The 23,816-nt window shown below is 66.9% G+C and carries 22 protein-coding genes; 12 read left to right on the forward strand and 10 right to left on the reverse strand.

Annotated features, from left to right (window positions below; genetic code table 11):
• Positions 1–17 precede the first annotated feature (17 nt).
• Positions 18–902 (reverse strand): formyltetrahydrofolate deformylase, encoded by an 885-nt coding sequence (gene purU, locus ACWMMN_RS19760; RefSeq protein ID WP_059239255.1) that lies wholly within the window; start codon positions 900–902, stop codon positions 18–20.
• 170 nt (positions 903–1,072) lie between these two features.
• Positions 1,073–1,978: a choline sulfate utilization transcriptional regulator gene (locus tag ACWMMN_RS19765; protein ID WP_174992521.1), complete on the reverse strand. Its 906-nt coding sequence runs from the start codon at positions 1,976–1,978 to the stop codon at positions 1,073–1,075.
• Positions 1,979–2,217: 239 nt separating this feature from the next.
• Here ACWMMN_RS19765 and betC point away from each other — a divergent pair, with 239 nt between their 5' ends.
• The 5 genes from betC (at position 2,218) to ACWMMN_RS19790 (ending at position 9,464) form a co-directional block, all read left to right on the forward strand.
• Positions 2,218–3,753: a choline-sulfatase gene (betC, locus tag ACWMMN_RS19770; protein ID WP_059239259.1), complete on the forward strand. Its 1,536-nt coding sequence runs from the start codon at positions 2,218–2,220 to the stop codon at positions 3,751–3,753.
• Positions 3,754–3,798: 45 nt separating this feature from the next.
• Positions 3,799–4,764, forward strand: a complete 966-nt coding sequence (choX, locus tag ACWMMN_RS19775; RefSeq protein WP_256087215.1) for a choline ABC transporter substrate-binding protein — start codon at positions 3,799–3,801, stop codon at positions 4,762–4,764.
• 258 nt (positions 4,765–5,022) lie between these two features.
• The gene (locus ACWMMN_RS19780; protein WP_059239261.1) at positions 5,023–6,162 is read left to right on the forward strand and encodes a porin; all 1,140 of its coding nucleotides are present in this window, start codon (positions 5,023–5,025) and stop codon (positions 6,160–6,162) included.
• A gap of 388 nt (positions 6,163–6,550) precedes the next feature.
• Positions 6,551–7,963: a cysteine--tRNA ligase gene (cysS, locus tag ACWMMN_RS19785; RefSeq protein ID WP_486423827.1), complete on the forward strand. Its 1,413-nt coding sequence runs from the start codon at positions 6,551–6,553 to the stop codon at positions 7,961–7,963.
• A 250-nt stretch (positions 7,964–8,213) separates the two neighbouring features.
• Positions 8,214–9,464 (forward strand): MFS transporter, encoded by a 1,251-nt coding sequence (locus tag ACWMMN_RS19790; protein ID WP_174992518.1) that lies wholly within the window; start codon positions 8,214–8,216, stop codon positions 9,462–9,464.
• A 25-nt stretch (positions 9,465–9,489) separates the two neighbouring features.
• Here ACWMMN_RS19790 and ACWMMN_RS19795 read toward each other — a convergent pair whose 3' ends face one another.
• The 4 genes from ACWMMN_RS19795 to ACWMMN_RS19810 all read right to left on the reverse strand — a co-directional run bounded on the left by ACWMMN_RS19795 (position 9,490) and on the right by ACWMMN_RS19810 (position 13,207).
• Complete coding sequence (locus tag ACWMMN_RS19795) at positions 9,490–10,500, reverse strand: inorganic phosphate transporter (protein WP_222904489.1); 1,011 nt, start codon at positions 10,498–10,500, stop codon at positions 9,490–9,492.
• A 13-nt stretch (positions 10,501–10,513) separates the two neighbouring features.
• Positions 10,514–11,140 carry a DUF47 domain-containing protein gene (locus ACWMMN_RS19800; protein ID WP_059239268.1) on the reverse strand — a complete coding sequence of 209 codons (627 nt, stop codon included), beginning with the start codon at positions 11,138–11,140 and terminating at the stop codon, positions 10,514–10,516.
• A gap of 37 nt (positions 11,141–11,177) precedes the next feature.
• The gene (locus tag ACWMMN_RS19805) at positions 11,178–11,999 is read right to left on the reverse strand and encodes a 2OG-Fe(II) oxygenase family protein (RefSeq protein ID WP_174992516.1); all 822 of its coding nucleotides are present in this window, start codon (positions 11,997–11,999) and stop codon (positions 11,178–11,180) included.
• A gap of 848 nt (positions 12,000–12,847) precedes the next feature.
• Positions 12,848–13,207: a YbjQ family protein gene (locus tag ACWMMN_RS19810; protein ID WP_059239270.1), complete on the reverse strand. Its 360-nt coding sequence runs from the start codon at positions 13,205–13,207 to the stop codon at positions 12,848–12,850.
• A 27-nt stretch (positions 13,208–13,234) separates the two neighbouring features.
• Between ACWMMN_RS19810 and ACWMMN_RS19815 the strand changes: the two genes are divergently transcribed.
• Positions 13,235–13,996: a GNAT family N-acetyltransferase gene (locus tag ACWMMN_RS19815; protein WP_486423828.1), complete on the forward strand. Its 762-nt coding sequence runs from the start codon at positions 13,235–13,237 to the stop codon at positions 13,994–13,996.
• Between the two features lie 67 nt (positions 13,997–14,063).
• Here the strand turns inward: ACWMMN_RS19815 and ACWMMN_RS19820 are convergent, their stop codons facing one another.
• The 4 genes from ACWMMN_RS19820 to ACWMMN_RS19835 form a co-directional block, all read right to left on the reverse strand.
• Positions 14,064–15,317 carry a M20/M25/M40 family metallo-hydrolase gene (locus tag ACWMMN_RS19820; protein WP_059239272.1) on the reverse strand — a complete coding sequence of 418 codons (1,254 nt, stop codon included), beginning with the start codon at positions 15,315–15,317 and terminating at the stop codon, positions 14,064–14,066.
• A gap of 81 nt (positions 15,318–15,398) precedes the next feature.
• Positions 15,399–17,111 (reverse strand): M36 family metallopeptidase, encoded by a 1,713-nt coding sequence (locus ACWMMN_RS19825; RefSeq protein ID WP_226196218.1) that lies wholly within the window; start codon positions 17,109–17,111, stop codon positions 15,399–15,401.
• A gap of 475 nt (positions 17,112–17,586) precedes the next feature.
• Positions 17,587–18,531, reverse strand: coding sequence for a GlxA family transcriptional regulator (locus ACWMMN_RS19830; protein WP_174992541.1), 945 nt, complete (start codon positions 18,529–18,531; stop codon positions 17,587–17,589).
• A 125-nt stretch (positions 18,532–18,656) separates the two neighbouring features.
• Positions 18,657–19,601, reverse strand: a complete 945-nt coding sequence (locus ACWMMN_RS19835; RefSeq protein WP_264168280.1) for a helix-turn-helix domain-containing protein — start codon at positions 19,599–19,601, stop codon at positions 18,657–18,659.
• A 262-nt stretch (positions 19,602–19,863) separates the two neighbouring features.
• Between ACWMMN_RS19835 and ACWMMN_RS19840 the strand changes: the two genes are divergently transcribed.
• Genes ACWMMN_RS19840 through ACWMMN_RS19865 form a run of 6 tightly spaced genes read left to right on the forward strand, consistent with a single transcriptional unit; the run spans position 19,864 to position 23,815 of the window.
• Positions 19,864–21,021, forward strand: a complete 1,158-nt coding sequence (locus ACWMMN_RS19840) for an amine dehydrogenase large subunit (RefSeq protein ID WP_340624642.1) — start codon at positions 19,864–19,866, stop codon at positions 21,019–21,021.
• A 7-nt stretch (positions 21,022–21,028) separates the two neighbouring features.
• Complete coding sequence (locus tag ACWMMN_RS19845) at positions 21,029–21,583, forward strand: MauE/DoxX family redox-associated membrane protein (RefSeq protein WP_256087222.1); 555 nt, start codon at positions 21,029–21,031, stop codon at positions 21,581–21,583.
• The gene (gene mauD, locus ACWMMN_RS19850; RefSeq protein ID WP_059239284.1) at positions 21,580–22,206 is read left to right on the forward strand and encodes a methylamine dehydrogenase accessory protein MauD; all 627 of its coding nucleotides are present in this window, start codon (positions 21,580–21,582) and stop codon (positions 22,204–22,206) included. The genes ACWMMN_RS19845 and mauD overlap by 4 nt, the downstream gene beginning before the upstream one ends.
• A 39-nt stretch (positions 22,207–22,245) precedes the next feature.
• A complete protein-coding gene (locus tag ACWMMN_RS19855) occupies positions 22,246–22,779 on the forward strand; it encodes a methylamine dehydrogenase light chain (protein ID WP_256087224.1) in 534 nt (177 codons plus the stop codon).
• A complete protein-coding gene (locus ACWMMN_RS19860; protein ID WP_059239288.1) occupies positions 22,776–23,276 on the forward strand; it encodes a c-type cytochrome in 501 nt (166 codons plus the stop codon). Before ACWMMN_RS19855 ends, ACWMMN_RS19860 begins: the two co-directional genes overlap by 4 nt.
• A complete protein-coding gene (locus tag ACWMMN_RS19865) occupies positions 23,273–23,815 on the forward strand; it encodes a c-type cytochrome (RefSeq protein ID WP_486423829.1) in 543 nt (180 codons plus the stop codon). Before ACWMMN_RS19860 ends, ACWMMN_RS19865 begins: the two co-directional genes overlap by 4 nt.
• Position 23,816 lies beyond the last annotated feature (1 nt).

Here is a 23,816-nt window from a genome sequence, read left to right on the forward strand (position 1 = left end):
CGGCCGTGGCCGGGCGCTTACGAAAACACCACCGTGCGATCGCCGTTCAGGAACACGCGCCGCTCGATGAACGCCTTCACTGCGCGCGCGAGCGTGATGCTTTCGACGTCGCGACCGACCGCGAGCAGTTGCTCGGGGCGCAGCGCATGATCGACGCGCTCGACGACCTGCTCGATGATCGGGCCTTCGTCGAGATCGTCGGTGACGAAGTGTGCGGTCGCGCCGATCAGCTTCACGCCGCGCGTATGGGCCTGGTGGTACGGCTTCGCGCCCTTGAAGCCGGGCAGGAACGAATGATGGATGTTGATCGCGCGGTTCGCGAGCTTCGCGCTCGTTTCCTGCGACAGCACCTGCATGTAGCGTGCGAGGATCACGAGCTCGGCGCCGCTCGATTCGAAGAAGTCGAGCCACTGCGCTTCCTGCTGCGCCTTGGTATCGGCCGTGATCGGGAAGTGCCGGAACGGCAGCCCGTGCTGCGCGGCGAGCGGCTCGAAATCGGGGTGGTTCGACACGATACCGACGATGTCCATCTTCAGCTCGCCCATCCGCCAGCGGAACAGCAGGTCCGCGAGGCAGTGCTCGAGCTTCGACACCATGATCAGCACCTTCGGCCGCGCGTTCACGTCGTGGATCGCCCACTGCATGTCGCCCTGCGCGCCGCCGAGGCTGGTGGCGATCGGCGCGAATTCCTGGCGCAGCGCGTCGATCTGCAGCGTTTCATCCGTCGGATGAAAGACGCAGCGCACGAAGAAGCGGTTACTGAGATCGTCGTCGAACACGTTCAGCGCGTCGACATAGCAGCGATGGCGATCGAGAAAGCCGACGACGGCGGCGACCTGGCCGGCCGCGCTCGGGCACGACAGCGTCAGGACGAATTGATCGGGGCGGTGCTCGGCGGTCATGAGACTCCTCGGATGGCATGGGGCGCACGGCCGTGCGGCGGCGCACGACGGCGCCGCACCGCGCGGGTAGCGGGAGGCTCAAGTAAATCAGGACGATTTCGGGGCGGATAGAACCAACGCGCCGTGTGGCTGGTATCGGCGCGCCAGCAAGCGGCGGCGGGCGCGCCCGGTCAGGCCCCCGCGCACGCGTCGAGCAGCCAGCGCCGGAACACGTGGGTCGCGTCCGGCTCGGGCCGCTGCGGCGGCCGCACCAGGAAGTAGCCGCGCGAGGTGACGACGGGCGCGTCGACGAGCTTCACGAGCTGGCCGGACGCAACGAGCTCGTCGACCAGCGGCGACCAGCCGAGCGCGACGCCTTCGCCGAGCAGCGCCGCATGGATCACGAGCGCGTAGCTGTTGAAGGTCACGCCGCGCGCGGCGGCCGGCGGTTCGAGGCCGTGCGCGTCGAACCAGCCCGGCCACGACAGCCAGCGTTCGGGGCGCGTCGGCTGCACGTGCAGCAGCGGCAGCGCGAGCAGGTGGTCGGCCCGCGCGACGTCGGGGTGCGTATCGCGGAACGCGGGCGAGCATACCGGCGTGACCGATTCGGGAAACAGCCGCGCGGCCGTGCACGACGGCCAGTGGCCGTCGCCGAACAGGATCGCGATGTCGCCGTGGTCGCGCTGCGCGTCGTAATCCTGTGACGTGACGACGCGCACGTCGACGTCCGGCATCACGCGCTTCAGCCCGGCCAGCCGCGGCATCAGCCAGTAGGTCGCGAAGCCGAAGTCGGTGACGATCGTGAGCGCGCCGTGCTCGCGGCGCGCGCGCAGCGTCGCGGTCGCGCCGCGCAGCGTGTCGAGGCTCAGCCGCACCGCCTCGTACAGGCACTGGCCGTCGGCCGTCAGCGTGACGCCGCGCGGGCTGCGTTCGAACAGCGGCACGCCCAGTTCGGCTTCGAGCTGGTACACCTGCTGGCTCACGGCCGGCTGCGTCGAGCCGAGCTCGCGCGCGGCGGCCGTGAAGCTCGCGAGCCGGGCGGCCGATTCGAACGCGCGCAGCGCCTGCATCGACGGTAACGGTTCGGGTTTCGACATAAGTCTCTCTAATGGCCCCATAAGGGCCGGACGCCTACCCGCGCGAATTCGGGCGGGCGATAGTGCATCGGACGGTACGGCACACACGCTTCACGCGCACCGCGCAACGCATTCCGCGATTCTAGCCAGCGCGGCCCGTACGCGCGGCACTTTCTGCGGGCCGCTTCCGTCATGCCGGACGTCTTGCCGCCCGAGCGGCGCGCCGTTCCATTCGAACACCGTTTTCCCCACGACCGCCGATGACGAACCCGACACCCAACATCCTGATCCTGATGGCCGACCAGCTCACGCCGTTCGCGCTGCCGGCCTACGGCAACCGCGTCGCGCGCACGCCGACGCTCGACCGGCTCGCCGCGCAAGGCGTGGTGTTCGACGCCGCGTACTGCGCGAGCCCGCTGTGCGCGCCGTCGCGTTTCTCGCTGCTGACCGGCAAGCTGCCGTCGGGGATCGGCGCCTACGATAACGCCGCCGAATTGCCGGCGCAAACGCTGACGTTCGCGCATTACCTGCGCGCGGGCGGCTACCGGACGATGCTGTCCGGCAAGATGCACTTCTGCGGGCCCGACCAGCTGCACGGTTTCGAGGAGCGCCTCACGACCGACATCTATCCGGCCGATTTCGGCTGGGTGCCCGACTGGGACCAGCCGACCGAGCGGCCCAGCTGGTATCACAACATGAGTTCGGTGCTGGAGGCCGGCCCGTGCGTGCGGACCAACCAGCTCGATTTCGACGACGAAGTCACGTTCGCCGCGAAGCAGAAGCTCTACGACGTCGCCCGCGAGCGTGCGGCCGGGCACGATGCGCGGCCGTTCTGCATGGTCGTGTCGCTGACCCATCCGCACGATCCCTATGCGATCACGCGTGACTACTGGGATCTCTACCACGACGACGAGATCGACATGCCGGCCGTGCGGCTCGATGCGGCGGAAAGCGACCCGCATTCGCAGCGGTTGCGCTTCGTCTGCGAGAACGACCGCACGCCGCCCACCGACGCGCAGATCCGTGCCGCGCGCCGCGCGTACTACGGCGCGACGTCCTACGTCGACACGCAGTTCGGCAGCGTGCTGGCCGCGCTCGAACAATGCGGGTTCGCCGACGACACGATCGTGATCGTCACGTCCGACCACGGCGACATGCTCGGCGAGCGCGGGCTCTGGTACAAGATGACGTTCTTCGAAGGCGGTTGCCGCGTGCCGCTGATCGTCCATGCGCCGGGCCGTTTCGGCGCCGCGCGCGTGCGCGGGCCGGTGTCGCATCTCGACCTGCTGCCGACGCTCGTCGATCTGGCCGGCGCCGCGCCGGCCGGCGGCTGGCCCGATCCCGTCGACGGCGCGAGCCTCGTGCCGCACCTGCACGGCACGCCCGCGCACGACGTCGCGCTCGGCGAATACCTCGCGGAAGGCGCGGTCGCGCCGGTGGTGATGATCCGCCGCGGCGACTGGAAGTACGTGCATTGCCCGCTCGATCCCGACCAGCTCTACAACCTGTCGGACGACCCGCGCGAGCTGACGAACCTGGCCGGCGTGCCCGAAGCCGCCGACGTGCTTGCCGCGTTCCGCGCGGAAGCCGCGCGGCGCTGGGACCTGCCCGAACTCGACCGGCAGGTGCGCGCGAGCCAGCGGCGCCGCCGCTTCCATTACGCGGCGACGACGCAGGGCCGCATCCAGGCGTGGGACTGGCAGCCGTTCACCGACGCGAGCCAGCGTTACATGCGCAATCACATCGAACTCGACACGCTCGAGGCGATGGCGCGTTTTCCGCGTGTCGGGCGCTGAGTGGCCCGCATCGCGAACCTGAACGAACGACGGAGGAAGCGGACGATGAAACGGCAATGCAATGCAGCAATCCGGATCGGCGCGGCGCTCGCCGCGGCCGCGTGCCTGATGACGGCGCAGGGCGCACACGCGGCCGACGCGCAGACGTGCAACGACGTGAAGATGGCGGCGCCCGGCTGGACCGACATCGACGCGACGAACGCGATGGCGGGCGTCGTGCTGAAGGCGCTCGGCTACCGGCAGGACGTGGCGAACCTGTCGGTGCCGATCACGTACCAGGGGTTGAAGAAAGGGCAGGTCGACGTGTTCCTCGGCAACTGGATGCCCGCGCAGGCGCCGCTCGTGAAGCCGTTCGTCGACGACAAGTCGATCGACGTGCTGCACGCGAACCTGAGCGGCGCGAAGTTCACGCTAGCGGTGCCCGACTACGTGGCGGCCGCCGGCGTGCATACGTTCGCCGACCTTGCGCGCAACGCAGACCGCTTCGGCGGCAAGATCTACGGGATCGAGCCCGGCGCCCCCGCGAACCAGAACATCAAGCGGATGCTCACCGACCACGCGCTCGGCCCGGCGAACTGGTCGCTGGTCGAATCGAGCGAGACGGGCATGCTCACGCAGGTCGAGCGCGCGGTGCGCGACAAGCGCTGGATCGTGTTTCTCGCGTGGGAGCCGCATCTGATGAACACGAAGTTCCATCTGACCTATCTGTCGGGCGGCGACGCGTACTTCGGCCCGAACTACGGCGGCGCAACGGTCAATACGGTCACGCGTTCCGGATTCGCGGGCCAGTGCGCGAACCTCGCGCGGCTGTTCCGGCAGATGACGTTCTCCGTCGATGTCGAGAACCGGATGATCGCCGACATGCTCGACAACAAGACGTCGCCCGCGCTCGCGGCGCAGCATGCGCTGAAGGCCGACCCGGCACTGGTCGCCGGCTGGCTGGACGGCGTCACGACGGCGGCCGGCGCACCGGGCCTGCCGGCCGTGCGCGCGGCCCTCGACGGCCATTGATCCCCTCCCTCCGGGCGGCCGGTTTTACCGCGCCGCCTGTCTACGTGTTTTCCCGACCGGTCGCATCGTGACCATTTAGTGTCGCCTTCAGACGGGTGATGCGAAATATGGGTTTGTATTTTTCGCCAATGGCTGCGTTATTGCGAAAAACGAAATGCCGAAGCCAGCGGGCGTATTGAATTCGAATCCACCTGCGCATCGCGGTACGCGCCGGGACGAGATTCTATCCATCGAACGGTTCAGGGAGGGTGGTCGACAATGAAGCACACGAAAGTTGCCGTAGCCGCCGCGCTTGCATGCGCGGCCTGTATTCCCGCCATCGGGCATGCACAGAGCAGCGTGACGCTGTACGGGATTCTCGACGCGGGCATTACGTACGTGAACAACACGGGCGGCTCGCACGTCGTCAAGTTCGACGACGGCGTTGCCTACGGGAACCGCTTTGGTCTCAAGGGCACCGAAGACCTGGGCGGCGGCCTGAAGGCCGTGTTCACGCTCGAGAGCGGGTTCCGCCTCGGCAACGGGCAACTCGGCTTCGGCGGCGCCGAATTCGGCCGGCAGGCGTATGTCGGCCTGCAGAACGACTGGGGCACGCTGTCGTTCGGCAACCAGCTCGACATCACGAACGAACTCGTCTCGATCTACAACATCTCGGCGTGGGGCAGCGGCTATGCGATCCACCAGGGCGACTTCGACCGCTTCAACGGCGACCGCCTGCCGAACTCGGTGAAGTTCCTGTCGAACGACCTCAGCGGCTTCAAGTTCGGCGCGATGTACTCGTTCGGCAACGTCGCAGGCAACTTCCACCGCAACAGCGCGTGGAGCGCGGGCGCGAGCTACACGAAGGGCGACTTCTCGATCGGCGCCGCGTACACGCGCCTGAACAACCCGAACGGCATCTACGCGTTCGACCCGTACGCGATGATCGGCACGCACACGTTCCTCGGCCAGCAGACGGTGACCGTCGATCCGGCGACCGGCGCGCGCACCGACCTGTTCTCGAACACGGCGATGGACGTCGACAGCCAGGGCACGTTCGGCATCGGCACGAGCTACACGATCGGCAAGCTGACGCTCGACGGCAACTTCTCGTACACGACCATCAAGGGCTTCGGCCAGTCGTCGCACATGCAGGTGTATGAAGGCGGCGGCTCGTACCAGTTCACGCCGGCGCTGAGCCTGATCGCGGGCTACCAGCACACGCGCTTCGAAGGCCATCACTGGAACCAGGGCACGGCGGGCCTGCATTACCTGCTGTCGAAGCGCACCGACGTGTACATCTCCGGCGACTACCTGCGCGCGTCGCAGGGTGTCGATGCGGTGATCGGCTACAGCTTCACGCCGTCGACGACGCAGACGCAGGCCGATGTGCGGATCGGGATGCGGCATTCGTTCTGAGCGGGGCGGTGTGGCGTAGCGATGTCTTCAGCGAGGTCTCTCTTTGGCGCGAACCGAGGTTCGCGCTTTTTTTTGTTCGCAGGGTGTAAGCGGGCACGAGATCCGTCCCGTCGATGCCGGCGGCCTGGCCGGCGCCCCGGGATCGTCACCGGGAACGGCGGTCGGATGGTCTTGACCTGTGCCGTCCATAGACGCTAGCATCGTCCGCATGCTTGATCGCGCCCATTCCCTCTCCTCGGTTACCCGTGCATGTTGTCAGAACGTGCCAGGGGGAATTTGCGTCTAGCGAACTCGCTAAACTTTCAAGCAATCGCCTTCCGGCCGCCTGTGATGCAAAACAGGCGGCCTTTTTGTTTTTGGGCCCACCTCTTCGGAACGGAGAAACTCGATGCCGCTTGCGCTGTATGACACCTGGTCGCGTACCGTGCGCCCGTTCACCCCCATCCGTGCCGGGCAGGTGGGCATGTACTGCTGCGGCCCCACGGTCTACGACGATGCGCATATCGGCAACCTGAGAACCTACGTGTTCGAGGATCTTCTGCGCCGCGTACTGGAGCGCAACGGATACGCGGTCCGGCACGTCGTCAACATCACCGACGTCGGCCATCTGACTTCGGATGCGGACGAAGGCGAAGACAAGATGGAGAAGGGGAGCCGTCGCACCGGCGAGTCGGCATGGGCCATCGCGCGGCGCTACACCGACGCGTTCGTCCGGGACTGGCGCGCGCTCCATCTGCTCGAGCCGACGGTCTGGTGCCGTGCCACCGATCACATCGCCGAACAGGTCGCGTTCATCGATACGCTCGACCGGGCCGGCTACGTCTATCGGACGGACGATGGTCTCTACTTCGATACCAGCCGGCAGGACGACTACGGCTATCTCGCGCGGCTGGACCGCGCCGGGTTGCAGGCGGGCAAGCGGGTTGCGCTGGGCGAGAAGCGGAGCATCACGGATTTTGCGTTGTGGAAGTTCAGCCCGGCCGGCGTCAAGCGGCAAATGGAATGGGACAGCCCGTGGGGCCGGGGCTTTCCGGGCTGGCATATCGAATGCTCGGCGATGTCGGCGAAGTATCTCGGGACGTTGTTCGATATTCACTGCGGCGGCGAGGATCATATCGCCGTGCATCACAGCAACGAGATCGCGCAGACCCGGGCGGCCCACGGCACGCAGCTCGCGAATTACTGGATGCACGGGCACTTTCTGACGCTCGACGCCGATGCGAAGATGTCGAAGTCGAGCGGCGGCTTCGTCCGTCTGCAGTCCTTGCAGAGCCGGAACGTCGATCCGCTCGCGTACCGTTACCTGTGCCTGACGGCCCACTACCGAAGCAAGCTGCATTTCACGTGGGCGTCGCTCGACGCGGCGCACACCGCGCTGAATCGACTCCGGCACCTGTACGCCGGCTGGCCGGAAGGCGGGCGCGTCGACGCCGATTTCGCCGCGCGGTTCGACGCCGAAGTGAACGAGGACCTGAATCTGCCCAGGGCACTCGCGGTGCTGTGGGATCTGGTCAGGAGCAACCTGCCGCCCGCGACCCTGAAGGCGACCGTGGACAGCTTCGACACCGTGCTTGGTCTCGGCTTACGCGAATGGCGGCCGGTTGCGTTCGACGTTCCGGAACACGTTCGCGTGTTGCTCGGTGATCGTGAGCGCGCGCGGGCGGACCGGGACTGGGCGCAAGCCGACCGGATACGGGAGGCGTTGAGCGCCGAGGGCTGGCGAGTCGAGGACACCCGGGAAGGCCAGCGCCTGTTCAGCATCGCGATGGACTCGACCGATACGGGCGGCACGCCGCGGTAAAACTCGCGGGCCGCGTGCATCGAACGATCCGGTGCACCCGCCACGCCCCGGCGGCCGCGATCGACGCGGCCGCCGGAATCGTCGGCACCCGCACCCGCACGATGTCGCCGGCGTTGCCCCCGGCCCGTTTTCCGAGGTTGGCATATCATCGCGATTTGGCCGCGCCTGCACCGTTGTCGCGCCCCTGCATCGGCGGGCGTCGTCGTGTTCCGGACGGTTGCCGTGCGCAGTGCCGCCCGCCCAGACCCCGATGACCGACCCCGTGCCCGACTCCAGTCCTTTATCCCCGTTACCCGTCAATCTGTTCCGCCACGCGCCGTTCCAGCGTTTCTGGGGCACGCGCGTGATGTCCTCCCTGGCTTTCCAGATCCTGTCGGTCGCAATCGGCTGGTATGTCTACGCGCTCACGCACAGCGCATTCGCGCTCGGCCTCGTCGGGCTCGCGCAGTTCGTGCCGATGTTCGCGCTGACGCTCGTTGTCGGGCAGGTGGCCGACCGCTACGACCGCCGGCGTATCGCGACGATCTGCCAGGGCGTCGAGGCGCTGGCCGCCGGCGTGTTCCTGCTCGGCGCCGTGCAAGGATGGCTGGCCGCGCCGGCCGTGTATGCGCTCGCGGCGATCGTCGGCACGGCCCGCGCGTTCGAGTCGCCGTCGGTGTCGTCGCTGTTGCCGGCCGTCGTGCCGCGCACCGACCTGCCGCGCGCGACCGCGCTGTCGACGTCCGCGAACCAGGCCGCGCAGATCCTCGGGCCTGCGTTCGGCGGGTTGCTCTATGGTGTCGGTGCGCCGGCCGCGTTCGGCACGAGCGTCGTCGCATTCGCGATCGCGGCCGTGCTCAGCGGCACGATTCCGCTGCGCAGCGCGCTGCCGGCTCGCGAGCCGGTCACGCTGCGCTCGGTGTTCTCGGGAATCGCGTTCATCCGGCGCGAGCCGGCGATTCTCGGCGCGCTGTCGCTCGACCTGTTCGCGGTGCTGTTCGGCGGCGCGACCGCGCTGCTGCCGATCTACGCGCGCGACATCCTGCAGGTCGGGCCGTGGGGCCTCGGGGCGCTGCGCGCGGCGCCCGCGGTCGGTGCGCTCGCGGGCACGCTGTGGCTCACGCGTTTCCCGTTGAAGGGGCGGCCGGGCCGCGCGATGTTCGGCGGCGTGATCGCGTTCGGCATCGCGACGATCGTGTTCGGGTTGTCGCGGCACGTCGCGCTGTCGCTCGTCGCGTTGGCGGCGCTCGGCGCGTCGGACGTGATCAGCGTCGTCGTGCGCCTGTCGCTCGTGCAGTTGCGCACGCCCGACGACATGCTCGGGCGCGTGAGCGCGGTCAATGCGTTGTTCATCGGCACGTCGAACCAGCTCGGCGAATTCGAATCGGGCGTAACGGCCGCCTGGTGGGGCGCCCCGACGGCGATCGTCGTCGGCGGCGCGGCGACGATCGCGGTGGCGCTCGCATGGATGCGGCTGTTTCCGCAGCTCACGAACATGAAGTCGCTCGAGCGCGACGCGTGACGCGCCGGGCCGCGGCCCGGCCCCGTCAGAAGAGCCGGTGGCCGAGCCACCATCCGCCGGCCGCGAACAGTGCGGCTGCCGGCAGCGTCAGCACCCACGCCCACACGATGTTGCCGGCCACGCCCCAACGCACGGCCGACAGCTTCTGCGTCGCGCCGACACCGACGATCGCGCCGGTGATCGTATGCGTGGTCGACACCGGAATGCCGAGGAACGACGCGATGAACAGCGTCATTGCGCCACCGGTTTCCGCACAGAATCCGCCGACCGGCTTGAGCTTCGTGATCTTCTGGCCCATCGTGCGCACGATGCGCCAGCCGCCGAACAGCGTGCCAAGGCCCATCGACAGGTAGCACGCGCCGATCGCCCACGCAGGCGGCGCATCGGCGGTGGCCGATGCATAGCCGCTCGCGATCAGCAGCATCCAGATGATGCCGATCGTCTTTTGCGCGTCGTTGCCGCCGTGGCCCAGACTGTACAGGCCGGCCGACAGCAACTGCAGCCGGCGGAAACGCCGGTCGACCTTGCTGGGCGCGGTACGGAAGTACAGCCACGACACCCCGAGCATGAACAGCGAACCGAGGATGAAACCGAGCAGCGGCGAGATGAAGATGAACGCGACCGTCTTCAGCAGCCCGTCGATGTTCAGCGAGCTCCAGCCCGACTTCGCGAGCGCCGCGCCGACGAGGCCGCCGATCAGCGCGTGCGACGAGCTCGACGGAATCCCGTAGTACCAGGTGATCACGTTCCAGCCGATCGCACCGACCAGCGCGCCGAAGATGACGTAGTGGTCGACGATCTCGGGATCGATCGTGCCTTTACCGACGGTCTGCGCGACTTTCAGGTGGAAGATGAAATACGCGATCACGTTGAACGCGGCCGCGAACACGACGGCCTGCTGGGGTTTCAGCACCCCGGTCGACACGACGGTGGCGATCGAGTTCGCCGCGTCGTGAAAGCCGTTCATGAAGTCGAATACGAGCGCGACGAGCACCAGCGTCGCGACCATCCACAGGGCGAGTTGGATCGAATGCATCTTCTTCAGTCACTCACGCGTTTTCCAGCACGATGCCTTCGACGATGTTCGCGACATCCTCGAATTTGTCGGTGATGCGTTCGAGCAGGTCGTACACGCCCTTCAGCTTGATCAGTGTCTTCACGTCGATATCGTCGCGAAAGAGTTTCGATATCGCCGCGCGCAGCACGCGGTCGGCGCGGGTTTCGAGCGCATCGATTTCTTCGCATGCCTTGAGGATCCGCGGCGATTGCTTCAGGTCGTACAGGTGGTTGATCGCCAGTTGCGCCTGCATTGCCGACTGCACGACGATGTCCGCGAGTTCACTCGCTTCCGCGGTGACGGACTTCAGGTCGTAGACCACGACGGTGGTCGCGACGTCCTCCATCAGGTCGAGGATGTCGTCCATCGTCGTGATCAGCTTGTGGATCTCGTCGCGATCGAGCGGCGTGATGAACGTCTTGTGCAGCAGGTCGATCGCCTCGTGTGCGAGCGTGTCGCCGGTGCGTTCGGCGGTCTGCACGTTGGCCATGCCCGATTCGGCGTCGTCGAGATTGTCGAGCAGCATCTGAAGCTCGCAGGCGGCTGACACGATGTGCTGCGCATGCGTATCGAAGAGATCGAAAAACCGGTTCTCGACCGGGAGGAAGCGTCCAAGCATGGTGTCTCCGGGGGAAAGTCGGGCGGGAGGAGTCGGGTCAGGCCGCGCAAGGGCGGCCCAGCGTGCTGTTGCCGAACGCGACGTGTCTTTGCTCGGCAAGGGCCCGCAGGTCCAGCGGCCGCCGGTGGACGATCGTGCTGGCGTATCCCGCCGACAGGTCGGGATTGACGAAATACATCAGCGACGTGCGCCGCACGCGCGCGCGCGGCCGCTCGACGGCGTGCTGCATTGCCGGCACTTCGCCGTCGGTCAGCGCCTCGAGGAGCGAGCCGGCCAGCACGATCATTTCGTCCGGCCGCGGCAGCGCGGAAACCGGCGATGAATCGGGCAGCAGCACCAGGCCGGGGGCGGCCGGCCGGATGAACGACAGCAAGTGGCCGTCCTCGTGCGGATCCTGCAGGTACGCACGGTCCTGGCTGCAATGGTGTGGCTCGTATGCGCAGAACTGCAGGTAGGAGCTGTGCCGGACCGGCGGCTGCGCGGTGCCGCCGAGGTTTTCGCATACCGCATCGAGCAGGTCCTGCGCGATCGCGTTGATGCAGGCTTCGTATGCGGCCAGCTCGCGATAGAACGCGGACTTGGTCAGCGCATAGCCGTGATGCGCATCGCGGCGCGCAACCCAGTAGCAGAACCGGTCGCACAGATCGGGCCGCTCGGGCGTACGCGAGTATTCGAGGCCGAACGGCAGGAATCCGTCGGTATGTTCAGGAAACGAGAATGCATGTTTTTGCCGCCGATCCAGTTGGTCGTAGGCGGCCGCGATCCGGTCGGAATGCAGATGCAGCGCGTACGGCATCCTGAAGTAGACGTAGCTGTCACGGATCAAGCGGCTGGCATGGAGTTTCATCGTGGGTTGCATGGTGTTCTCCCGGTACATCGGACATGGAGTGAGTCGTGCGGGTCCGGCCGGCGGCGATTGCGAAAGACGGGCTTCGCGGCCTTGCCGGAACATGGAGATGACGCGCGGCGCGGGCGAGCCGGACCGTGTCATCGCGAAGTGCGTGACGGCAGCGAGGCGGATTGCCGCAGAGGCCAGGGAGGGCCGCGACGCGGGAAGGCGTCGTACCGGTTGTGGTGAACGGGCCGCGGTTGCGCGGCCGGATGGGCGAGAAAGGCGAGTCGTGTCATGCGTGCTCCTGGCGCCGGACTGCACACGGCGGGAGCGTCATGACGTCAGCGACGGACGAACGCTTCCCGCCGCGCCGCGTCGGGCGCGATCGGCTGATGAAGGGCTGGGAGTCGGGTGCGTGCCGGCATGGCGTGCGAACGCGCGCCGGCGCTGCTTAATCGGCTACTGTCGTCGTCCATTTCGAACTCCTGTCTATCGAGGCGACGCACGCGTGCACCGGCCGCGCATGCACGAGCATGCGGCCGGACACACGCGCGCGACGCGGGTCACGCACGGACGCCGCTCGAGCGTCGAGCGGCAACTGAATTGTCGAGTACGGGATTTTCGGATCGACGGTACGCCGATCCTGAAAGACACCGCATCCTGCTATCCCGGGATGCGGCAGAAGACAAGGCTCTGCGAAGCTTCCTCAGGCGGCAGTCAGGTTGGTACAGGACCAACTACAACTCGCATCGGTAGGCACAGACGCCTCCATGAATTGAAACGAGTGCGATGGTAAGAGGGAACCGCGCGGCGCGTCAATCGAAAACTTCGCACGCGTTTCGCGCGGTTTCCACCGCCCGGGCCGGCTTCGGGCATCAAGCCGGTGCGACAATGACGGCCGTGCCGTAGCAGATCACTTCGGTCACGCCCGAACCGATTTCGGTCGAGTCGTAGCGCATTGCGACGATCGCATTCGCGCCGAGCTTGCGCGCATCGGCGAGCATCTTGTCGAAGGCCTGCTGGCGCGCCTTCTCGCACAGCGACGTATAAAGCGTGATGTTGCCGCCGAAGATCGTTTGCAGCGATGCGCCGAACGAGCCGACGATCGAGCGCGAGCGCACGATGATGCCTTGTGCGACACCGAGCGAGCGAACCGTCGTATGGCCGGGCAGGTCGAATGCAGTCGTGACGCGGGCGGGCGGCAGGTCGTCGTAGGAGCGGGTGGATTCGGTCATGGCGGAAGTGTGTCGCGGAGTGGACGAATGACGATTCTAGCCGCACGCGCGGGCATGAACGGCAACCCGAACGGGAGGTGGACAGTGTTTAACGAATGTATCGATGCGTTCTGGCAGCAGAAATTTTCAGGAAACCGGCGCATTTACGAGGGTGACGATCTGCAGATTGCCGTCAGCGCCGAACTGGACGACGAGCAGGGCATGATTCTCGTACCGACCGACGGGAGAAGCCGGATCGTCGTGCAGGACGAGGTTGCGCGGAGGCTGCGCCTGAACGAAACGAACGCATGGTCGATGACCGCGTTCCTCGACCGGCTGTCGGCATCCGGCGGCGAACTGTGCGGTGCGGACCATCTCTTCTACTATCCGGCGTCGGTGTTGGCCGACCTGTCGGCGCACGCGTTGCCCGAGCGGGTCCGGTTGCTGACGGCAACGGATCGCGCGGCGTTCGAGGCATTCCGCGCCGCGATGCCGGAGGACGATTTCGATACGGCGAGCGTCGAACTCGGCCATTGGCGCGTCTTCGGCGCGTTCGAGCAGGATCGGCTGGTCTGCGCGGGCAGCGTGTACGCGTGGTGGGAATCCTGTCTGGCCGACATGGGCGTACTGACGCTACCCGAATTCCGGGGACGCGGCCACGCGCGCGGGGTCGTTCACGCAATGAGCATGGCAGCCCTGGGTGACAGGCTCGAACCGCAGTACCGGTGCCAGCTGGACAATCCGGCTTCCGCAGCGGTCGCGCTCGCATTGGGCATGTGTCTGTACGGGACGCTGGACGAGATCGTCTGAGCGCAGGAAGGCGTCGGGAAGGAAGCGTGCGCGGGCCTCGCGTACACGCTTCCTTCATTCTCGGGCGTCAGGGCTTCGCAGCTGTCCCGCCATTGCCGCCGAGATCAACCGCATAGGCCAGCGCCAGCTTGCCGAATTTCAGCGCGTGGTTCGCCTGCCGGTCCGAATTCTCCAGCGTGTCGTTCACCGTATGGATGTACGGGCTGTCGTTCTGGTCGGCCTCGAACGGGAACGACGCCGGATACCCCTGCGCATTCCACGACGCGTGATCCGAGCACGCATACCCGCACTGCGACGTGCCGATCGCGAGCTCCGGCAGGTAGGTCTTCGCCAGGTTCGTCACGTAGGTGTTCTGCGCCGCGTTCGTGTAGTCGGTGATCAGGTAGATATCCTTCGGATCGCCCTTGTAGTTCGTCATGTCGAGCTGCAGCACGCCGACCACGTTCGCATTCTGCATGCGGAACTGCTTCGCGATCGCCTTCGAGCCGAGCAGGCCGGCTTCCTCGGCCGCATACCCGACGAACTTGATCGTCCGCTTCGGCCGGTAGTTGTTCGCGAGCAGCACGCGCAGCGCTTCGGTGAGGCTGGCGATGCCCGACGCATCGTCGTCCGCACCGGGCGAGCGCGTGTTCTCCGTCGTGCGGCCGACGGTCGAATCGAGATGGCCGCCGAGCACGACGGTACCCGCCGCCGGATCGCTGCCGCGGATCGTCAGGATCACGGATTTCTGCGGAAAACCGGTATGCGTGAACTGTTCGACGGTGATGTCGGCACGCGAGCCGGCCAGCTGTTTCCACTGGAGCGCGAGCCAGTCCGACGCGGCGACGCCGTGTGACGTCGTGTAGTACCGGTTCGTGAAGCCGGACAGCGACGTGATCGTGCCGACGATGTTGCTGGCCTGCAGCTGCTGGATCCAGGTGCCGATCTGCGGCGCGTTCGATATCTTGTACGCGGGGGCTGCGGCCTGCTTGGCCAGCGTGGCCGGCAAGGGCTGCAGCGCCTGCCGCGCTTCGTCGAACGAGTCGTGCACGACGTAGCCGGGCCCGTGGCCGCGCGTATGGTGGACGGCGTGTGCCAGCTCGCCCAGCCGTGAATCGTCGATCTCGACGACGTGAACGGTTTCGCGGCGCGCGGCGCCGTCGGCCGTCTTGCCGGCGTCGACGGTCGTGCTGTACTGCGCGGTGGCGCTTGCGTCGATGCGTTGAAGCTGGCGGAACGCGGTGTCGCCGAGCGTGATCCAGACAGGTGTCGCGTGCACGGCGGCAGTCAGCAGCATGCCGCCCAGCGCGGCGCTCAGGCGGGTCAGTGTCAGAGTAGGCATGTTCGATCTCGTGAGGATGGCGATGTCGATGAAGGGAGCGCGCCGCAGGTCGTGCGACGCGCTCCCGCCTGCTGCGGGGAACTACGACTTCTGCGGGACGGTCACGCCGTACGTGCAGCTCTTGTTGTACGCGTTGCCGATCGCGGTGAGTTGCGCGCTGCTGTAGCCGAGCGCGGATGCGGCCGTCAGGACGGCCTGCGCGGCGGCCTTCTGGTTGGTCGAGCTGTTGGTCATCGACAGCCCCTTCAGGAACGCCTTGTCCATCGCCTGCGCGCCGATCGCGTCGCGCGCGACGAGGTTGCACGACGCCCAGTACTGGCCGGCCGTGTGGATTTCCGCCCCGCGTGCCTGCGCATAGGTACGCCCGACGTTCCAGTTGGTCACGCGGCCGCCCCAGAACTCGTTGTGGCCGTCCCAGTTGTAGACCCAGTGGTACTGCGCGTCCGACGGGCTCCACTGGTTGAAGTCGCGGCTGTAAGCGGCGGCGAGATAGTCGCCGGTGCCTTCGGACAGCCCTTCCTGCTGCGACAGGCCGCCGTTCGTCACCCAGTCGTGGATGCCGTGGCCAAGCTCGTGGATCACGACGTCCGCATCTTCCGCGTCGTCGACGCCGCCCTGGCCGAAGGTCAGCCGGCCGCTGCTCGACGAGTACGACGAGTTGTCGTCGCCCGATTCCCCGTGCGGGTCGTACTGCACGCCGCCCGTGTACTGATAAGGCAGCGCCTTGATGCCGAGCGTCTGGTTCACGTAACGCAGGAACGTGTCGATGTGGTAGTACGCGTTCACGGCCTCGAAATACAGGTTGCCGCGCGTGAACTCGAACGCAGGCGTCGACTGCGTGGGACAGGCCTTGTCGAGCGGTGCATCGAAATCGACGCACGCCGCGTACGGGCCGGTCAGCGTGTAGCGCGAGCCCGACTGCGCGAGATCCTTGAGCGTGACGCGCACACGCGCGGCCGTGAGCTGCGTCGAATCGGCGTCGTTGTTGTCCTTGTAGCCCGTGCTGCCGTAGCTGCTCTTCGTCGGCGAAAGCGGATCGGGCCGGAACACGAAGCCGGTACCGTCGGTCGCATAGAACGCCTTGTCCTCGGCGCGCAGCACTTCGCCGCTGCCCGAGTCGATCAGCAATTCCCAGTCGCCCTTCGGGCCGTCCTGCGGGCGGCCGCGCACCTTCCACGCGGTGTGCGTGCCGGTCTTGTCGACGAACGCGACGAGCTGCGCGTCGAGATTCGTGAAACCGCTGACGCCGAGATACGCGCGGGCGCGGTCGAGCGCCTGCTGCTGGTCGACGGCCTGCGACTTGCGCGTTGTCGCGACCACGCCGTTGACCGTGTTGCTCGCGACGTACAGGATGCGGCCGTCCTTCGCGACCGTCACCGCGATCTCGCTGCCGTACACGGGCAGTCCGGCGGCCTGCTGCTGCAGGCGCACGACGGTGAAGTCCGCGTCGTTGCGCTCCGACGTGACGACGAGACTCGCGAGTGCGGCCGGGTCGAGCCCGAGCTGTGTCGCCTGCGATGCGACGAAGTCGCGTGCAGTGGCGGCGGGCGTCGTGGCTGCTTTCTTGACGCGATAGGCCGGGTTGTACAGCGTGACGGCGACGCCGTCCGCGCGGAACTGCCCGCCGGCCGTATCGGATTTCGCGGCCGGCGGCGCGACGCCGCGCGTCAGGCTTTCGCGCAGGCTCACTGCCTGCGGATTCGAGACTTTCGTATCGGCCAGGGTGCCGCCGACGATGCCGAAACCGAGCGCGAGACCCAGGGCGAGCGGCAGTGCTTTGCGTGATGTCTGCATACGTGATCCTCATCTCAACGGTTGGACACGCCCGCGCGCTTGTGGCGGGCAGGCACGACACGGCCCGCGCGCCGGTTCGATGGAACCGGTGCGGCGAAGCGGTGTTGGGAGTGTCGACTGACTAAGGAACCCTAAATGTCAGGTCGAAAAGAAACGGGCGGAAGAGGCGAATGAGAAGCGAACGGCAGGCAGGTGCGGCGACGGCGAATCGAGCATCGTCATGTCATACCCCTCGGATCGATATTGATATCGGTGGCAGCCTGCGTGGCGCGACGTGCGTCGAGCCTGCGGATCGTCTCGTTAGGCAGCCTATCTAATTTCAACTTATGTTACAGAATATTTTCAGCGACATTCCAAATTATTTTCGATGATCGCTTCGGTCGGCCGATCAATCGCCGGCATTGTTCAGCGAACGGCGGGAAACGCTGCCGGAACGCGTAATACCGCGCAGGATTGTGATTAAAACGCGCGACGATCAGCGCGTCGCACGCCGGTCGCTGCGCGGGCTGACGCCGAAGCGTGCGCGATAGGTGCGCGAGAAATGCGACGGCGATTCGAATCCGCACGCGACGCACACCGACGTGATGCTCATGTCGGTCTGCTGCAGCAGCTCGCGTGCGCGATCGAGGCGCAGGTTCAGGTAGAAGTGCGTCGGCGTGTCGTTCAGCGTCGCGCTGAACAGCCGTTCGAGCTGACGCCGCGTGATCGACACATCCTGCGCGAGCGCGTCGGAGCCGAGCGGGTTCTCCATGTGCTGCTGCATCGTGCCGATCACCTGGATCAGCTTGCGGTTGTGCACGCCGTAGCGCGCGGCGATCTCGAGCCGCTGGCTGTCCGAACGCTGCCGGATGCGGCTGACGACGAACTGCTCGGAGATGGCCGCCGCGAGATCGGCGCCGTGCCGTCGGCCGATCAGGTCGAGCATCATGTCGATCGACGCAGTGCCGCCCGCGCACGTGATGCGCCGGTCGTCGATCTCGAACAGCTCCTGCGTCGCGTTGAGGCCCGGATAGCGCTCGCGGAACGCGGCCAGCGCTTCCCAGTGCAGCGTGAGCGGTTGCGACGCGTCGAACAGCCCGGCTTCCGCGAGCACGAAGCTGCCCGTATCGATGCCGCCGAGCGTTGCACCATGCCGGTGCTGGCGGCGCAGCCAGTCGGCGAGCGGGCGCGTGTAGCACACGAGCGGATCGAAGCCCGCGACGACGAACACCGTGTCGACCTGCTCGACGTCCGCGCACGCGGCTTCGGCAGCCACCGGAATGCCGTTGCTCGCGGCGACGGGCGCGCCGTCGGCGCTGATCACGTGCCAGCGATACAGCTCGGTGCGGAAGCGGTTCGCGACGCGCAGCGGTTCGACCGCCGACATGAAGCCGAGCGCGGAGAAACCGGGCAGCAACAGGAAGTGGAAATCCTCGGGCATCGGGGCAGGGGATCGAATCCGGTGGTCGTCACGCATCGCACGGGGCTACGCTCGGGCGGGCTGGCGCCGCGCCGGTTCGCACGCGCCGAACGGTCAGCGGGAGATTATCGCGGGTTTTGCGCGCGTCAGCGCGTTTTTGCGCTGCGCACGGAACGGCGCGCGGTGGTCGACGGCAGTTCGCCGAATTGCGCCTTGTATGCGTTCGCGAAATGGCCGAGGTGGATGAAGCCCCAGCGTGCGGCTGCATCGCTGATCGGCAGATCGGCCTGCCGCGTGTCGAGCAGCATCCGCCGCACCTGCGACAGGCGCAGCGAGCGCACGTAGTGCAGCGGGCTTGTCTGCACGACCGACTGGAAGCTGTTCTGCATCGTGCGCCGGCTCACGCGCAACTGCGCGCACAGGCTCAGCACGTCGACCGGCGCTTCCGGATGCTCGATCACGTAGTCGTGCACTCGGCGCACGATATCGGCACGGCACGCGTGCGTGAGCCGGTTCGACGCCTCGGGTATCCGGTACGTGAGGAGATCGACGAGCACGTTGCCGACTTCGCCGCGCAGTTCGCGCTGCACGCGTGCATCGCTGTAGGTATCGGGCGACGACAGCACGCGTTCGAGCTGCGTCGCGATCTGCACGCTCGCGCGCATCAGCACGGCCGTCGGCATGTCGACGACGCCGCGCCGCAGCGTCGTTTCGTCGAGCCGCACATCGGCCGCATCCTCGACCTGCTGCAGCAGGTCGGCATCGACGACGACGCCGATCAGCGACATGTCGTCGGGCGAATGCAGTTCGAACGGTGCGCCGCCGCGCGCCATCACCATCGTGCCGCGCTCGATACGCGCGCCGCCGAACGCGAACGCGCCCGAGCCGGTGAGCGGCATGCCGAACACCGTATGGCCGGGCGGCAGCCGGCCGCGCTGGATGATGCGCACGTTCGCGGCTTCCTGGAACAGCTGCAGGCCGTCGAGCACCGCGTGCTTGACCGCGCTGCGGTACGAACCCGGACCGATCTGGTCGTAGCGCTGATTCCAGCCGCGCAGCGCCTCGGCATGCCGGTCCGCGTCGTCGAACATCTCGTGAAACACGAACACAGCGCCTCCGGGGGTGTCGAGCAGGACCGCGAAAGATTAAACCGACCAAGCGGTCGACGCAATAAGGGGGAGCGCTATTCCGCGCGCATTCTTCAGAGGGTCGGAAGGCGCGTGGCCACGAGGCTTTCACGCGCATTTCCAATATCCCGAATCGGCACGTTCGCGTTGCCGGTCCTGGTGCTGACCGCATTTATTGTCGAACTACAGTCGCCCCACATAACGTGAATCCCCAACTGGAGGCGACATGAGGACAAGGCGACGAACCGCGGCGCTCGCGGCGACGCTGGCGTTCGCGGCGGCGTGGGCCGGCAGCGCGAATGCGACGGAAAAGCCCGAGGAACTGGTCGTGCAGAAGATGCCGCCGTGGCATCCGCACGAGGTCTATATCGTCGACATCTCGATGCCGTCGATGACCGACGGGCGCATCTATGTGTACGACGCCGACGCGAAGAAGCTGCTCGGCCAGATCGACGGCGGCTTCGGCCCCGGTCTTGCGATCTCGCCCGACCACAAAACAAGCTTCGTCGCGACGACCTACTTCTCGCGCGGCTCGCACGGCACGCGTACCGACGTCGTCGAGATGACCGACAACACGACGCTCGATCACACGGGTGAGATCGTGATTCCGGCGAAGCACGCGCAGCATGTGCCGTCGCCGTACAACACCGCGTTCAGCGCCGACGGCAAGCGGCTGTACGTTGCGAACATCACGCCGGCCGCGTCGATGACGGTGATCGACGCGGTATCGAAGAAGGTGCTGTCGGAGATCGACACGGCCGCCTGCGTGCTCGCGTATCCGTCGGGCAACGATCGCGTCACCGCGCTGTGCGAAAGCGGCAAGGCGCTGACCGTCACGCTCGACGCGAACGGCAAGGAAACGAAACGCACGATGTCGGACGCGTTCATCGACGTCGACAAGGATCCGGCTTTCGTGAACGCATCGCGGTACAAGGGCGACTATCTGTTCACGACCTACGGCGGCAACGTGCGCAGCGCCGATTTCAGCGGCGACAAGCCGGCGTTCGGCAAGCCGTGGTCGCTGCTGACGGATGCCGAACGCGCCGAAGGCTGGCGCCCCGGCGGCATGCAGCAGACGGCCGTGCAGGCGAAGCAGAACCGCTACTACGTGCTGATGCACAAGGGCACCGACGGTTCGCACAAAGACCCCGGCACGCAGGTGTGGGTGTACGACCTGAAGTCGAAGCAGCGCGTCGCGCGCTGGGATCTCGCGCAGCAGAAGGTCGATCCGCTCGTGTCGATCCAGGTCAGCGAGGACGACAAGCCGCTGTTCTACGGGCTGACGGCGACATCCGACCTCGTCGTGATGGATGCGCGCACCGGCAAGCTGCAGAACGTCGAGAAGCAGATCGGCAATACGTCGTCGCTGCTCGTCAACCCGTGAGGCCGCGATGACCCTCGATCCCGTTCTCGCCACCAGTGCGCAGGCCGGCGCGGCCGCCGTCGTGCTGCTCGGCGCCTTCGCGAAAATGCGCCGTCCCGCTGCCTTCCGGCAGGCGCTCGCCGGCTACCGGCTGCTGCCCGATGCGCTGACCGCGCCCGTCGCGTTCGCGATTCCGCTCGCGGAAGCGCTCGGCGCCGCCGCGCTGCTGTTTCCCGATACGCGCATGGCCGGTGCGGCCGGCCTGATCGCGCTGCTGTTGACCTTCGCGGCCGGGCTCGCGATCAACCTGCTGCGCGGCCATACCGACATCGATTGCGGCTGTTCCGGCTTCACCGCCGCGCGCACGGACGCGCCGCGCGGCATCGGCTGGCTGCATGTCGGCCGCGTGCTGCTGCTCGTCGTGCTGGCCGCCACCGCGTTCGTCGAACCGGGCACGCGCGCCGTCGTGTGGTTCGACTACCTGACATTGTTCTTCTCCGTGCTGCTGATCGTCTGCGCGCTGCTCACCGTCGACGTGCTGCTCGCCAACGTACCGCGCCTTTCCCACCTGAGGAATTCATGATGCAAACCGCTCTCACCGTTTCCACCGCCCTGCTGTGGGTCGCCGTCCTCGCGCTCGGCGCGATCTGCCTCGCGCTGGTGCGCCAGATCGGCATCCTGTACGAACGCATCATGCCGGCCGGCGCGCTGATGATCGACAAGGGGCCGGCGGTCGGCGCGATCGCGCCGACGTTCGAACTGACCGACATCCGCGGCTCGCAGGTGAAGGTCGGCGGCATCGACGCATCGGGCAAGGCGACGCTGCTGTTCTTCCTGTCGCCGACCTGCCCGGTCTGCAAGAAGCTGCTGCCGCTGCTGCCGTCGCTGCAGGCAAGCGAATCGACGCCGGTGAACATCGTGCTCGCAAGCGACGGCGATTTCGACGAACACGCGCGCTTCGCGCAGAAGCACGACCTCGGGCGCTTCCCGTACGTGCTGTCGCAGGAGCTCGGCCTCGCGTACCAGATCGGCAAGCTGCCGTATGCGGTGCTGCTCGACGAAACCGGCACGGTGCGTGCGAAGGGGCTCGTCAATACGCGCGAGCATCTCGAGAGCCTGTTCGAGGCGAAGGAGCGCGGCGTCGCATCGTTGCAGCAGTTCGTGCATGGCGATCACAGCCACGACGCGCACGCGCAGCACGCATGACCGGCCGACCCATTTACAACGTCATGGGAGAACAACGACATGGGCCTGTTTGATTCATGGTTCGAGCGGTCGGCGCGCGGCGTCGCGCAGCACAGTTCGCGGCGCAGCGCGATGGCAAAGCTCGGCAAGGTGCTGGTGGGATCGGCGCTGCTGCCGCTGCTGCCGGTCGATCGCACCGCGTATGCGGCCGATGCCGGAGCCGGTGCGTCCGGTGCTGCATCGGGCGCGAGCGACGACCCGATGAGCTGCGACTACTGGAAGTATTGCGCGATCGACGGCTGGCTTTGCAGTTGCTGCGGCGGCACGTCGAGCAGCTGCCCGCCGGGCACGACGCCTTCGCCGATCACGTGGATCGGCACCTGCCGCAACCCGCACGACGGTTCGGACTACATCGTGTCGTACAACGACTGCTGCGGCAAGACGTCCTGCGGGAAGTGCTTCTGCAACCGCAACGAGCGCGAGAAGCCGCTGTACAAGCTGTCGCTGAACAACGACATCAACTGGTGCATGGCGAACGGTAATTCGAATTACCACTGTTCGGTTTCGGTTCTGCTGGGAGCGGCGAAGCAATGAAAGTGAAGCAAGCAGGAAAGCGGGTCTTTGCATGCATGGCGGCCGCGGCAGCCTTCGCGTTGCCGGGCACGGCCGGCGCGCAGGAAACCGTGCATTACCCGGCCGGGAAAAGCCTGTTCGACGCGCAGTGCGCGGTGTGCCACCAGGCGGGCGGGAAAGGGCAGGACGGCCTTGCGCCGCCGCTGACCGAGTATCCGGGCAAGTATGCGGCGGCCGAGCCGGGGCGCGCGCAACTGGTCGCGACGCTGCTGCACGGGATGTTCGGCGAGATCGAGGTGCACGACAAGCGCTACAACTTCAAGATGCCGTCGTTCGCGAGCGCGACCGACGACGACATCGCGCACGTGCTCAACTACGTCGTGTTCGACCTCAACGCGCAGCACGGTGACGCGAAGCCGTTCACGGCGGCCGATATCCGCGCGGCGCGTGCGAAGCAGATGGACGGCACGGCCGTGCATGCGCAACGCGCGGTGGTGATCAAGGGGCTCGGGCTGTGAACGGCGCCTGCGCGTCCCGTGCGGACGCCTCCGCGCAGGGTACGCGGGGCGCGTCGTCGTGGCTCGTCGGCGTGTCGCGCCGCGTGTCGGCGTGGCTGCTGCTGGCGGGCTCTGCCGCATGCGCGGTCGCACCGCCCGCGCATGCCGACGGTGCGGCCGATGCGACGCTCGCGCGTCAGCACTGGGTGCTCAACTGCATGGGCTGCCATACGGCGACGGGCGGCGGCATCCCCGGCAAGGTGCCGCCGCTCGCGAATTCGCTCGGCTATTTCACGCACCTGCCGGCCGGGCGCGAGTATGTGATGCGCGTGCCCGGCGCATCGAACTCGGCGCTGTCCGACCAGGATCTGGCCGACGTGCTCAACTGGGTGCTCACGACGATGAACCGCGATGCGCTGCCGCGCGGCTTCAAGCCCTACACGGCCGCCGAAGTCGCCGCGCATCGCCGTCCCGCTTTTGCCGACGTCGCGACCGTGCGCGCGGGCCTGGTCCGCGCGTTGCAGGCACGCGGGATCGACGGCGTCACGGATCGCTACTGAC

Source organism: Burkholderia cepacia complex sp. TUM26381, from assembly GCF_057439935.1.

Excerpts from the sequence above, each read along its gene's own strand:
- purU (WP_059239255.1), bottom strand. The coding sequence starts at position 902 with ATGACCGCCGAGCACCGCCCCGATCAATTCGTCCTGACGCTGTCGTGC.
- ACWMMN_RS19765 (WP_174992521.1), bottom strand. The coding sequence starts at position 1,978 with ATGTCGAAACCCGAACCGTTACCGTCGATGCAGGCGCTGCGCGCGTTC.
- betC (WP_059239259.1), top strand. The coding sequence starts at position 2,218 with ATGACGAACCCGACACCCAACATCCTGATCCTGATGGCCGACCAGCTC.
- choX (WP_256087215.1), top strand. The coding sequence starts at position 3,799 with ATGAAACGGCAATGCAATGCAGCAATCCGGATCGGCGCGGCGCTCGCC.
- ACWMMN_RS19780 (WP_059239261.1), top strand. The coding sequence starts at position 5,023 with ATGAAGCACACGAAAGTTGCCGTAGCCGCCGCGCTTGCATGCGCGGCC.
- cysS (WP_486423827.1), top strand. The coding sequence starts at position 6,551 with ATGCCGCTTGCGCTGTATGACACCTGGTCGCGTACCGTGCGCCCGTTC.
- ACWMMN_RS19790 (WP_174992518.1), top strand. The coding sequence starts at position 8,214 with ATGACCGACCCCGTGCCCGACTCCAGTCCTTTATCCCCGTTACCCGTC.
- ACWMMN_RS19795 (WP_222904489.1), bottom strand. The coding sequence starts at position 10,500 with ATGCATTCGATCCAACTCGCCCTGTGGATGGTCGCGACGCTGGTGCTC.
- ACWMMN_RS19800 (WP_059239268.1), bottom strand. The coding sequence starts at position 11,140 with ATGCTTGGACGCTTCCTCCCGGTCGAGAACCGGTTTTTCGATCTCTTC.
- ACWMMN_RS19805 (WP_174992516.1), bottom strand. The coding sequence starts at position 11,999 with ATGCAACCCACGATGAAACTCCATGCCAGCCGCTTGATCCGTGACAGC.
- ACWMMN_RS19810 (WP_059239270.1), bottom strand. The coding sequence starts at position 13,207 with ATGACCGAATCCACCCGCTCCTACGACGACCTGCCGCCCGCCCGCGTC.
- ACWMMN_RS19815 (WP_486423828.1), top strand. The coding sequence starts at position 13,235 with ATGACGATTCTAGCCGCACGCGCGGGCATGAACGGCAACCCGAACGGG.
- ACWMMN_RS19820 (WP_059239272.1), bottom strand. The coding sequence starts at position 15,317 with ATGCCTACTCTGACACTGACCCGCCTGAGCGCCGCGCTGGGCGGCATG.
- ACWMMN_RS19825 (WP_226196218.1), bottom strand. The coding sequence starts at position 17,111 with ATGCAGACATCACGCAAAGCACTGCCGCTCGCCCTGGGTCTCGCGCTC.
- ACWMMN_RS19830 (WP_174992541.1), bottom strand. The coding sequence starts at position 18,531 with ATGCCCGAGGATTTCCACTTCCTGTTGCTGCCCGGTTTCTCCGCGCTC.
- ACWMMN_RS19835 (WP_264168280.1), bottom strand. The coding sequence starts at position 19,601 with ATGTTCGACGACGCGGACCGGCATGCCGAGGCGCTGCGCGGCTGGAAT.
- ACWMMN_RS19840 (WP_340624642.1), top strand. The coding sequence starts at position 19,864 with ATGAGGACAAGGCGACGAACCGCGGCGCTCGCGGCGACGCTGGCGTTC.
- ACWMMN_RS19845 (WP_256087222.1), top strand. The coding sequence starts at position 21,029 with ATGACCCTCGATCCCGTTCTCGCCACCAGTGCGCAGGCCGGCGCGGCC.
- mauD (WP_059239284.1), top strand. The coding sequence starts at position 21,580 with ATGATGCAAACCGCTCTCACCGTTTCCACCGCCCTGCTGTGGGTCGCC.
- ACWMMN_RS19855 (WP_256087224.1), top strand. The coding sequence starts at position 22,246 with ATGGGCCTGTTTGATTCATGGTTCGAGCGGTCGGCGCGCGGCGTCGCG.
- ACWMMN_RS19860 (WP_059239288.1), top strand. The coding sequence starts at position 22,776 with ATGAAAGTGAAGCAAGCAGGAAAGCGGGTCTTTGCATGCATGGCGGCC.